Source organism: Flagellimonas sp. MMG031, assembly GCF_040112705.1.
In the GTDB taxonomy this organism is placed as follows: domain Bacteria; phylum Bacteroidota; class Bacteroidia; order Flavobacteriales; family Flavobacteriaceae; genus Flagellimonas.
On the sequence record NZ_CP157804.1, the window covers coordinates 2,079,672 to 2,091,768 of the forward strand.

General features: G+C 43.4%; 10 protein-coding genes. 8 read left to right on the plus strand and 2 right to left on the minus strand.

Annotated elements, in window-relative coordinates:
• Window positions 1–37: 37 nt before the first annotated feature.
• The 8 genes from ABNE31_RS09270 to ABNE31_RS09305 all read left to right on the plus strand — a co-directional run bounded on the left by ABNE31_RS09270 (window position 38) and on the right by ABNE31_RS09305 (window position 9,614).
• On the plus strand, window positions 38–1,024 hold the full coding sequence (locus ABNE31_RS09270; protein ID WP_349351004.1) for an MlaD family protein: 987 nt from the start codon (window positions 38–40) through the stop codon (window positions 1,022–1,024).
• Window positions 1,024–2,352 (plus strand): (Fe-S)-binding protein, encoded by a 1,329-nt coding sequence (locus tag ABNE31_RS09275; protein ID WP_349351005.1) that lies wholly within the window; start codon window positions 1,024–1,026, stop codon window positions 2,350–2,352. The genes ABNE31_RS09270 and ABNE31_RS09275 overlap by 1 nt, the downstream gene beginning before the upstream one ends.
• A gap of 10 nt (window positions 2,353–2,362) precedes the next feature.
• Window positions 2,363–3,154, plus strand: a complete 792-nt coding sequence (locus ABNE31_RS09280; protein ID WP_179384777.1) for a (Fe-S)-binding protein — start codon at window positions 2,363–2,365, stop codon at window positions 3,152–3,154.
• A gap of 53 nt (window positions 3,155–3,207) precedes the next feature.
• Window positions 3,208–3,690 carry an ABC transporter ATPase gene (locus ABNE31_RS09285; RefSeq protein ID WP_179384778.1) on the plus strand — a complete coding sequence of 161 codons (483 nt, stop codon included), beginning with the start codon at window positions 3,208–3,210 and terminating at the stop codon, window positions 3,688–3,690.
• Between the two features lie 91 nt (window positions 3,691–3,781).
• On the plus strand, window positions 3,782–6,694 hold the full coding sequence (locus ABNE31_RS09290) for a glycoside hydrolase family 3 N-terminal domain-containing protein (protein ID WP_349351006.1): 2,913 nt from the start codon (window positions 3,782–3,784) through the stop codon (window positions 6,692–6,694).
• Between the two features lie 29 nt (window positions 6,695–6,723).
• Window positions 6,724–7,866, plus strand: a complete 1,143-nt coding sequence (bshA, locus tag ABNE31_RS09295; RefSeq protein WP_349351007.1) for an N-acetyl-alpha-D-glucosaminyl L-malate synthase BshA — start codon at window positions 6,724–6,726, stop codon at window positions 7,864–7,866.
• 2 nt (window positions 7,867–7,868) lie between these two features.
• Complete coding sequence (locus tag ABNE31_RS09300; protein ID WP_349351008.1) at window positions 7,869–8,330, plus strand: hypothetical protein; 462 nt, start codon at window positions 7,869–7,871, stop codon at window positions 8,328–8,330.
• A gap of 114 nt (window positions 8,331–8,444) precedes the next feature.
• The gene (locus tag ABNE31_RS09305; protein WP_349351009.1) at window positions 8,445–9,614 is read left to right on the plus strand and encodes an OmpA family protein; all 1,170 of its coding nucleotides are present in this window, start codon (window positions 8,445–8,447) and stop codon (window positions 9,612–9,614) included.
• A gap of 71 nt (window positions 9,615–9,685) precedes the next feature.
• On the opposite strand, the gene ABNE31_RS09310 is transcribed toward ABNE31_RS09305, so the two are convergent.
• Both ABNE31_RS09310 and ABNE31_RS09315 read right to left on the minus strand, forming a co-directional pair.
• The gene (locus ABNE31_RS09310; RefSeq protein ID WP_349351010.1) at window positions 9,686–10,711 is read right to left on the minus strand and encodes an ATP-grasp domain-containing protein; all 1,026 of its coding nucleotides are present in this window, start codon (window positions 10,709–10,711) and stop codon (window positions 9,686–9,688) included.
• Entirely contained in the window at window positions 10,708–12,081 is a 1,374-nt protein-coding gene (locus tag ABNE31_RS09315; RefSeq protein WP_349351011.1) for a hypothetical protein, read from the minus strand. Before ABNE31_RS09315 ends, ABNE31_RS09310 begins: the two co-directional genes overlap by 4 nt.
• Window positions 12,082–12,097: the final 16 nt, after the last annotated feature.

Genomic DNA, 12,097 nt, shown 5'->3' on the forward strand with positions numbered 1-12,097 from the left:
TTATTCCTAATTTTGTTTAAATCATAAACCGAATCTTTTGAAACTATCCAGGGAAATCAAAACTGGGATTATCGTAGTCGCTGGAATCGTAGCCTTCTTGTTTGGGCTTAGCTACTTAAAATCCTCTCCACTCTTTGAGAACAATAAAACTTTTTATGCCGTTTACGATGATGTAGGTGGTTTACAGCCCGGTACCCAAGTGTCTATCAATGGTTTTAATGTGGGCAATGTGACCGATATTCGTTTTAAGGACAGCTCGGGAAAATTATTGGTGACCTTAACGGTAACTAATAAGTTCGAGTTTTCCAAAAGCAGCATAGCTGAGCTGTTTGATACTGGTATCATCGGTGGAAAGGGCCTTCAGATTGTTCCCGTGTTCGATGATGGCCCAAAAGCCCAATCGGGAGATACCTTACCATCAAAAATAAAACCCGGGCTCACTGAACTGGTACAGCAAAAACTGACACCGCTTCAAATGAAAGTGGAAGGTGCGGTCTCCAATGCCGATTCATTGCTGATGAACGTAAACCAAATATTGGATGACCCCACCAAAAAACAGCTTCAAGAGGCCATAGTTTCCATGAACCAATTGGTGGGTTCCTTTAAGGCCAGTGCCGATAATCTAAATGTGCTGCTCGAAAACAACAAAACCCAGTTGGACAGTTCTTTGAAGAACGTGAACCATATCACTTCCAATTTCTCCAAACTCTCCGATTCGTTGGTCAATGCTGATTTAGGGAAAACTTTGGCCGAGTTTCAAGGCACGGTGAGCAAGCTGAACGGTATTTTGGCCAAGATAGAGGAAGGTGAAGGCTCCTTGGGGAAACTGCACAAGGATGATGCACTGTACAACAATCTAGCCGAAGCCTCTAGGGAATTGGACTTGCTTTTACAAGACTTTAGACTGAACCCGAAACGTTATGTCAACGTTTCCGTTTTCGGCAAAAAGCAAAAAGAGTACACACTTCCAGCGGATGATCCCGCAGAACAGGAGAATCCAAACGAACCAAAAGAAAATAACTAATGGAATACGTGCCCAATATTTTATTTGCCCTGGCCCTGATCGCGGGCATTGGTTTTTTTGTTCGAAATGTCAAAAAATTGACCCGGAACATTAAACTGGGCAAGGACGTCGATGTAAGCGACAACAAAGCACAACGCTGGAAAAACATGGCAAGAATCGCCATGGGGCAGACCAAGATGGTCGTTAGGCCCATTGCAGGTATCATGCACGTTATTGTTTATGTGGGCTTTATTATCATCAATATAGAGGTGCTGGAAATTATCCTCGATGGACTTCTGGGAACACATCGGTTGTTCTCTCCTTTGGGTTCTGTGTACAACTTTTTGATAGGCTCATTTGAAATTCTGGCCCTTTTGGTAATCGTGGCCGTAATCGTTTTTTGGGCGCGACGGAACATCATCCGCATCCAACGCTTCATCAAACCGGAAATGAAGGGATGGCCCAAAACCGATGGGAACTTGATTCTGTATATCGAATTGGTACTGATGGTTTTGTTCCTTACCATGAATGCTGCCGATTTTCAATTGCAGCAGATGGGTGCGGAGCACTACAATAGGGCAGGAGCTTTCCCGGTAAGCCAGTTTTTGCTGCCGCTACTGGAAGGACTTTCAGAATCCTCTTTGATTTTGGTGGAAAGAACGGCATGGTGGCTACATATTTTGGGCATCTTGGCATTTTTGAATTACCTCTATTATTCAAAGCATTTACATATCCTTTTGGCATTTCCCAACACCTATTATGGAAGGGTCAAGCCACAGGGACAGTTCAATAACCTGGCATCCGTTACCAAGGAAGTAAAATTGATGATGGATCCCGATGCGGACCCCTTTGCGGCTCCTGCGGAAGAGGACACTACAGAGGAACCGGAAAAATTTGGGGCTTCCGATGTGATGGACCTCAATTTGGTGCAATTGCTCAATGCATATACCTGCACCGAATGTGGTAGATGTACTTCCGAATGCCCAGCCAATCAGACTGGTAAAAAGCTGTCCCCCCGAAAAATCATGATGGATACCCGCGACCGTTTGGAGGAAGTGGGCAAAAATATGGATGCCAACAAGGGAGAGTTTGTTCCAGACGGCAAACAGTTGTTGGACGATTACATTACCCGTGAGGAACTTTGGGCCTGTACCACCTGCAACGCTTGTGTGGAAGCATGCCCGGTGAGCATAGATCCGTTGTCCATTATTGTGGAAATGCGAAGGTATTTGGTAATGGAGCAGTCCGCAGCCCCAATGGAACTGAACAATATGATGTCCAATATCGAGAACAATGGAGCCCCATGGCCCTACAATCAAATGGACCGTTTGAATTGGGTAAACGAATAAAAAAAGCACTATGAGCGAGCAATTGAAGGTAAAGACCATGCAGGAGTTTATGGCAGAAGGCAAACAGCCCGAAATATTGTTTTGGGTCGGCTCTGCTGGAAGTTACGACGACCGCGCCAAAAAGATTACCCGTGCCTTTGTCAAATTATTGAACAAGGCCAATGTTGATTTTGCCGTATTGGGAACGGAAGAGAGTTCCACAGGCGATGTGGCCAAACGTGCTGGCAATGAATTTTTATTCCAAATGCAGGCCATGATGAACATCGAGCTTTTGAACGGCTACGAAATCAAACGTATCGTTACTTGTGACCCGCATTCCTTCAATACCATTAAAAATGAATACCCGGAACTGGGAGGGAACTACGAGGTGCTGCACCACACCCAATACTTGAAAGAGCTTATCGATAATGGACGTTTGACAATGGATGGTGATGGCTACAAAGGAAAACGGATTACTTTTCACGACCCCTGTTATTTGGGGCGTGCCAATTCCGTTTTTGATGCGCCACGCGAACTGCTCACCAAGACCAAAGCCGATGTAGTGGAGATGAAACGATTCAAAAAAACGGCCCTATGTTGTGGTGCAGGGGGAGCACAGATGTTCAAAGAGCCCGAAAAAGGCGATATGGACATCAATGTGATGCGGACCAAGGATGCCTTGGAAACCAAGGCGCAGATCATAGCAACAGGATGCCCGTACTGCAATACCATGATGACGGACGGTATCAAAGCCCACGAAAAGGAGGACAGCGTTACGGTTCTGGATGTTGCCGAGGTATTGGCCAATTCACAAGGATTGTAAGAAATAGAAGGAATGAATAAGGTCAAAAAGGAAAGACCTATCAGATAGAAGATATGCTAGTAGATTTTAATGAATTGCCAGATAATGCCCGCATCTGGATTTATCAGGCGGACAGAAGTTTTACCGAGGAGGAATTGCAGGAATTGGAGCAGAGCCTTACCGAATTCCTAAAGGAATGGACCGCCCATGGGAGCCATTTGCATGCAGGCTTCGAAATTAGGTACAAAAGATTTATCGTCATCGGTTTGGACCAAACGAACGTTAGTGCTTCTGGTTGTTCCATTGATGCCTCCGTTCACTACATCCAAAGTCTTGAAAAAAAATACCAAGTAGAGCTCTTGGACCGGATGAATGTCTCCTTTAAACAAGGGGAATTTATCGCCTACAAGCCCCTTAAGGACTTTAAAAAGCTGGCCAAGGCCAGATCGGTTTCCGCCAATACCATTGTGTTCAACAATCTGGTGGCCACGAAGCAGGAATATCTCGAAAACTGGGAAGTCCCAGCGAGTGAAAGCTGGCATTCCCGATTTGTGTAAGCAACTTTTAAATTATCTTAATTTGTGTGCATTCCTCGATGAAATGCAATATTTTTATCAGCAATAAGTTCAGGTTTTAGACAAGATATTTATGCGGATAAACCTCAATATTTCCCTTTTATTACTTTTTTGCTTGCAAGCCCTTGGGCAGTCCAACCCCTTGATGGTCAAAGATTCCGTGGCACAAATGGCATGGGTCGAAAGTCAATATCAAAAAATGACCTTGGAAGAACGGGTAGGGCAGCTCTTTATGGTTAGCGTGGCTTCCAATCAAGGAAAATCGGCTACCGACAGGGTAGAAAACCTAGTCAAGGAACAAGGTCTTGGGGGTGTCATCTTTTCGGTCGGAGGACCTGTACAACAGGCTGAATTGACCAATGCCTACCAATCCGTTGCCAAAGTTCCATTATTGATTGGTTCGGATGCGGAATGGGGTATGGCCATGCGGTTGGATTCTACCTATGCCTTTCCGTGGAACATGACCTTAGGGGCTATTCAGGATAGCACCCTTGTTGAAAAAGTGGGGTATCAAATCGGAAAGCATGCCAAACGGGTCGGGGTACATATCAATTTCGCACCCGATTTGGACGTGAACAACAATCCGCAGAATCCCATCATTGGCAACCGCTCTTTTGGCGAAGACCCCAAAAATGTGGCTCAAAAGGGACGTGCTTTTGTGCGGGGGATGGAGAGAGCTGGGGTTTTGACCAGTGGAAAGCATTTTCCGGGACATGGTGATACGGCTACCGATTCCCATAAATCATTGCCCATAATCACATCTTCGGTGGAACGGTTAGACACTTTGGAATTGTATCCCTTCAAAAAAACTATGGAAGCAGGCCTAAGTTCCATTATGGTGGCCCATTTGGATGTACCGGCACTGGAATCACGTGAGGGACATCCCTCTACCTTGTCCAAAGCTATTGTTACGGATGTGTTGCAGAAACGGATGGGTTTTGAAGGCTTGGTGATCACCGATGCGCTCAATATGAAGGCCGTTTCCCAATTTGCTCCACAAGGCGAAGTGGAACTACAAGCCTTTTTGGCCGGAAACGATTTGTTGTTGATGCCTGAGAATGTGCTCAAGGCCAAGACAAAGTTTATGGAGGCCTATAACAATGGAATCATTACAGAAGAGCGACTGTCAACATCTGTCAAAAAAATATTGATGGCCAAGTACAAAGCCGGATTGAACAATTATCGCCCTGTAGCTATAGAAAATTTGATAGAAGACCTAAATAGTGTCGAAAACGATGTCCTTTACGAAGAGGCTATGGAGGCTGCCATCACGGTGGTGAAGAACAATTTTTCGTTGATGCCCATCAAAAAATTGGACAACAAAAAAATTGCCTACGTCCATTTTGGGGATGATGAAGGAAGTATCTTTTTAGAAGCTTTGAACAAATATCAAAAGGTGACCCCGATTACTGCCAAGGATATTGCGGAGTATAAGGAGCGATTAAAGGAATTCAACTTGGTCATTATCGGCTTTCATAAAAGCAACGATAGTCCATGGAAGGGACATACATTTTCCAAAAACGAATTGTTCTGGTTGGAAGAAATTTCCAGATTGCGAACCAGTAACACCATTTTATCTGTCTTTACCAAGCCCTACGCCCTTTTGGATGTGCTCAACTTTGATACGATAGACGGGGTGGTGATGGGCTATCAGAACAGTGAAATCGCCCAGAAAAAAGTAGCTGAGGTCATTTTTGGAGCCATTGGTGCATCTGGAAAACTGCCTGTTTCCGCACATGCGGAGTTTCCTGTGGGCACAGGTTTGGAGGTTGAACCCATTCAACGATTGGGCTACAGCATTCCTGAGCGGGTGGGCATGAGCTCTGAGCTTTTGGCCGAGGTGGACACCCTTGTAAACGATGGACTTGATTCCCTCATGTTCCCTGGGGCGCAGGTCTTGATCGCTAGAAGGGGAAAGGTGATCTATGACAAAAATTTTGGAAAGCCTACCTATCAATCGAACGATAATATTACCTCCGAATCCATTTATGATCTGGCATCGCTGACCAAGATACTTTCTACCTTACCCATGATCATGAAGATGGAGGAAGAAGGCAAAATTGCCCTCAACGACACTTTTAAGGATTTGATGCCTGAATATGCCGATACGGAACTCAAGGACGTAACGGTCCTTAAGGCCTTGTCCCATTATGGGCGCTTACCTTCTTGGATTGCTTTCTATCTGGATACACTGACGAAGGACCGGAAACCATCCAACGAATTTTATCGTGAAAACCCTTCTGAGGCTTTTCCCTATAAAGTTGCGGAACATCTATACCTCACTAGATCGTACAAAGATTCGATTTACGATAAAATAGGAAGGCAAAGCCTTAAGTCCAATCGATACCGATACAGTGATGTAGGGTATTACGTATTTAAGGAATACATCGAAAAAACCTACCAGCGACCGATTGACGAGCTGGTCGATGAATTTTTGTACAGGCCTTTGGGATTGCAGCGAACCTTGTTCAACCCGTTGAAAAAGTTTCCAAAGGAAGCGATAGTTCCATCCGAGGAGGACGACTACTATAGGTACCAGACCGTGCAAGGCTACGTTCACGATATGGGAGCCGCCATGCAGGGCGGAGTTGGTGGTCATGCCGGACTTTTTAGCACGGCAAATGAGGTGGCCAAGATCATGCAAATGTATTTACAGGGCGGTTATTATGGGGGCGAACGCTTTTTTAATGCCCGTACCGTAAAGCGGTTCAATACCTGCTATTTCTGTAATAAAAACGTGAGAAGGGGCGTAGGTTTTGACAAACCGCAACTGGACGAGAAAGGTCCTACCTGCGGATGTGTTTCCAGAAAAAGTTTTGGACACAGCGGGTTTACGGGAACATATACTTGGGCGGATCCGGAGGAAGAAATTGTCTATGTTTTCTTGTCGAACAGGACCTATCCCTCCGCAACCAATACATTATTGATCAAATCAGGGCTGAGAACACGCATACAGCAGGCCATTTATGATTCCATTATTAACTAGGTATAGAATATTGCCGTAGATTTGTTCTTATGAAAATAGCGATAGTGTGTTACCCTACCTTTGGAGGTAGTGGCGTGGTTGCCACCGAATTGGGGATTGCCCTTGCGGAACGGGGGCATGAGGTACATTTTATTACCTACCGTCAGCCTGTGCGCTTGGAACTTTTGGGCAACAACATCCATTTTCATGAAGTACATGTGCCCGAGTATCCCTTGTTCCACTACCAACCTTATGAGCTGGCGCTTTCCAGTAAGTTGGTGGATACCATCAAACTGTACGATATTGAACTATTGCACGTGCATTACGCCATTCCCCACGCCTATGCTGGCTATATGGCCAAAAAAATGCTTCAGGAGTACGGCATCTTTATTCCGATGATCACCACCCTGCACGGAACCGATATTACCTTGGTGGGCAAGCATCCCTTTTATAAACCAGCGGTTACCTTCAGCATCAACAAATCGGATGTGGTGACCTCGGTTTCGGAAGCCCTCAAGCAAGAGACGTTGAATATTTTTGATATTGAAAAAGAGATAGAGGTCATCCCCAACTTTATTGAGACGACCAAGTATCGAAAGGTATTTACCGATTGCCAGCGCTCCATGATGGCCAAGGAAAATGAACGCATCATCACCCATATCAGTAATTTCAGAAAGGTAAAGCGCATCCCGGATGTCATCAAAATATTTCATCGGATACAGCAAGAAATCCCTGCAAAACTGATTATGGTAGGTGAGGGACCCGAAAAGGAAAAGGCCGAGGACCTTTGTGAATCCTTGGGCATAAAAGATCGGGTGTTGTTTTTGGGCAATAGCAATGAGATTGACCGTATCCTTTGTTTTTCCGATTTGTTCCTGTTGCCATCGGAAACAGAAAGTTTTGGTTTGGCCGCGTTGGAAGCCATGATTAATAAGGTTGCTGTAATTTCCAGTAACACAGGTGGTATTCCCGAGGTGAACATAGATGGTGTATCAGGCTATTTGGCCAATGTGGGCGATGTGGATACCATGTCGGCCAAGGCCATAGAAATTTTGAAAGATGATGTCACTCTGGATAAATTCAAGGAAAACGCATACAATGTGGCATCCAAGTTTGATATCGTCCACATTCTTCCTTTGTACGAAGACCTTTATGAAAAGGCTTTCAAATCCCGTTTTAAAAACACCTTTTGATTTTGAGATACCTGTTTCTCATAATGCTGATCGGACTGATTTCCTGCAAGGCCCAAAAAGATGGTAACACGCCTACCGGTGAACCCATCGACGGATTGGTATTGCTGGACCATGATGATTTTACGAACATCGATACCTTTCAAACACGTGAGATTCGGGACACTAAAACATTGAACAAGTTCTATCGCGAGATCAATAAAACCCGTAAGCCTGGACTGCCCGTTCCCATGGTTGATTTTACCAAAGATATGTTGGTCTTGGTCTGTTTGGGCGAACAACAGGGCAAAAAAGAGGTCGCCCTGTCCCGATTAAGGCAAACCGAAACAGAATTATGGATTGCTATTGACGTGTGGGAAGAAGAGCAGGAGGGAGCGGTAACCATCCAGCCGATGTACTATCCGTTTTATCTGTACAAAATGCCATTGGTCGATAAAAGTCTGCATTTTCAACGGGTTGAGAAATAGTGCTTTCCATTTCCTTTTTACTTCTTATCGAAAATTATCGCACTTAAAAGTGCAAAGTTCTATAAGTTCGCGGCTTGATTTAGCTTTGAAACCGAAAACCTCAAATCAATACAAATGAATACTTCAAAACCCATTTTGATGGTCATGGCCCTTATTTTTTCTGCTTTGACCTTTGCCCAAGACCTAGAGTTGACCAAGAAAGACAGTATTGTACAGAGCTACTGGTTGGTTACCGTAGGCGTCAATGCCGTGGATGATTCCGGGGATGAATTCGGGAAACTCTTGGATATTGATAGGGCTTGGAACATGGTGCCATACCCGTCCCGAGTGAGTATCGGAAGGTATTTTAGGAACGGAATCGGCTTGGAAGCCATCGGGTCTTACAACCAATACAAAGAAGGGAAAATTATAGATAATGTTGTTAATCCGGCCGATGTGGATTACTGGGGTCTAGATTTTCGAGTGAGTTACGATTTGAACATGATTTTGGGAGAAACCGGCTTTTTTGATCCTTACGTTGGGATCGGAGCAGGTTATACTGATGCCAACAACCAAGGAAGAGGTACCTATAATGCTGCGTTAGGTTTTAGAACGTGGTTCTCCGACCGTTGGGGAGTTGATTTTAATTCTACTGGTAAATGGGCCATGAACACCGAAAATGGAACCAACCACATTCAGCATGCCATAGGAGTAGCCTATCGTTTTGAGGTGGAAAAAGGACTTTCACGAAAAGGGGAGGAGAAACTGGCCTTGCTCAAGGAAATGGAAGAAGAACAAAAAAGGGTGCAGGATTCGATTGCTAAGGCGGAAGAGGAGGCCCGTTTGATGGCCGAACGTTTGCAAAGGGAAAAGGAAGCCGCTGAACTGGCCGCGGCTGAAAAGGCCAAAAAAGATGCCGAAGACGCAAGAAGAGCTGCGCTTCAAAACAAAATCAACGAATTGGGGAATGTGTATTTCAAACTCAATTCTTCGTATCTGACTTCGAACGATAAGGAGTTGCTAGATCAATTGGTGGCCATTATGAACGACGAACCAGGATTGGCAATCAAAATCACGGCCCATACCGATTCGAGGGGTACCGAAAAGTATAACCAATGGCTTTCGGAGCGCCGTGCTGAACGCACTGTTGAATACGTGCTTTCCAAAGGAATTGCAGCCGATAGGATAAGCCACGAGGCATTTGGTGAGACCCGATTGGTAAACGAATGTTCCGATGGCGTTCGGTGTACGGAAGAACAGCATGCGAAGAATAGGAGGTCGGAGTTTCAGATAATTAACTTCTGAGTTATCTGGATAAGCTGAATAAAAAAGGCACGGATTTATGTCCGGGCCTTTTTTATTTCACTCAAAGATGATTACCATTTTTTAATGGGCATCATTTTATCACATTTGGAAAACATAAGTCCATCGGTGAAGTTGTTATACTTTTCCACGGAAATTTCACCTTTCAACCATGAGATGTAAATGGCTGGCGTATTGATGCCCGCTTCGTGGGAGAACGGATATCCACCGCCGAATCTTGGATTCATTTCCAAATAATATACTTTTCCATTACTCACAAAAAAGTCACAGTCCATATTGCCAATATGTCTGGTTTTTTCTCCGATCAACTGTGCAATTGCAGAAAAACTATCGTTCACTACAGATAATGCTTTATCGGTTTCCCCAGAACGCATGGCCATTTTTTTTCTAATAAATGAGCCAAAATAATTGCCATTGAAATCATTTAAAATATCAATCCCGTATTCTTCTCCTTTGATTTTTTCCTGAATAAGTATGCTTTTGTCAATATCAGTGGAACTAGCATCTTTAAGAATGGATTTTTGGATTTTAATGCTTTGAAGTCGATATGCCAATTGTAGCTCTTCCTCATTTTCAACAACATCAATGGCAATAGAGGCACTTCCCCAGCGGGGCTTAACAATAAGGGGAAACTCCAATTCTCCCTTTTTCAAAGCATTGGTGGTATCTTTTATGGTGAGATATGTTTCTGGGGTGTGAACACCTATTTTCTTAAAAAAATTGAACGTTTTCCATTTGTCAAAGGCAATATCAATTACTTCTGGATTGGATACGATTACCTTGGCCCCTGTGGATTCTAGTTCATCTTTATGTTCGGCTAATATGGGCAGTTCTAGATCATTTAGCGAAATTATTGCGTCTATTCTGTGCTTAACAATCAAGTCCTTTAACATATTAATGTATCCAACGCTGTATATGGATGGGACTTGAAAGGCTACATCTGCATCTACCAATGCAGGGGCAGATAGCTGACTATCTGCAGCCAGAACGAGTCCATTGCCATTCAGGGCTTCCTTAAAATAATTTATGAGATAATTTCGGCGTCCTGCACAGGTAAAAAGGATATTGGTTGTGTTCATTTATGGTTGGCTAAATGGTTATGGATGTTTTTTTTTTGTTTTCTCTTCTGTTCTTCTGTCAAAAGGTTGCGGGTCAGCTTTCTCTTTTTCGAACTTAGCAAAGGTATTTCATTTACGTAATTTACCGTTACTTCAGCAGAATTTCCCACAAGTGATTTAAAGACAGTTAAGAACTCGTTCTCTTTCTTTTTGGAAAAACTTGAATCCACATTTAGCTTTATGGTGTATTTCTTTTTATCTGTTTGTAAATACTGTACTTGATTGATTTCAGAAAAGTTGGGTAAAATACCCATGAATGCGTAGGGACTTATCATGGCCCCATCGGTATTCTTTAAAATATCGGTTTTTCGACCTTCAACAGTTTCCAATATCGGGAACGGATGAGTAGATACTGTTGACATGGCGCCAACATCCCCTGTATCATATCGAATCATCGGGGTAGCATGATTATAAAGGTCGGTTACGACAATTCTTCCAAGTTCTCCGTTCTTTACCGGCTCATCTTTGTCAAAATCCAGTATCTCCACTATATAACTGCCCCAATTCACTACAAAATGCTCACTGTCCATATCCTGTTGGGCAATGATTCCATTTTCAAAATTTGAATACCTTGAAACCATTGGAGTGTTAAAATAGTACCACATTCTACTTCGAACGTGTCTTGGAAGGTTTTCGGACATTCCAATAATTGACTTTACATTGCACTCTATAGGTTTTGATTCTATTTTGTCCAGGTAATCACAAATTTTTTCCAATGCCGATGGATAGCCCAACCAACCTTTGGGAGATTTATCTTTTTGAAGCTTTTTAAGTAAACGCTTGATATTCTCAGGCTCCAACTCTTCCACATCTATTTGCTCGATATTTTGCAAAAGTGAAGGGAGTTTTCCTTTTTTGAGGGTTTTGCTCCAGAGTCTTACATAAAGCAATTTATCTCCCAATGTATAGCCAGCCCTGCCCGCAAAAAATAAGGTGTCGGCGGTATTTCTATTTCGCTTTCTTTGGGTTTGTTTAATGGTAAAGGGAGTTCCCGTTGAGCCACTGGTGAAAATCGTATGCAATTTACTGTTTTCGGAATTTCTTACCAATAAACTGTTCAGGTTGCTTTTTACGATATGTTTGTTCGTTACCGGAAAATCATCAAGCGTTTTGTAACCTTTTAGATTGTTGTAAAACTTAGAGTTGTTGACAGCGTTGTCCAACAGCTCCATAAGTGGTCCCTCATTCTTTTTTTTCAATGCCTCAAAAGAATTTAAGGAAAATGATTGCTCAATATCGGTCAAATCTTTTCTGATTTTTCCTCCTCTTGCAGCATCCAAGGCCCAAAATGCGGAGTATCTTATACGATTTAAGTAGTTATTATTGTTCATTGGTTGAGGTTGTAAG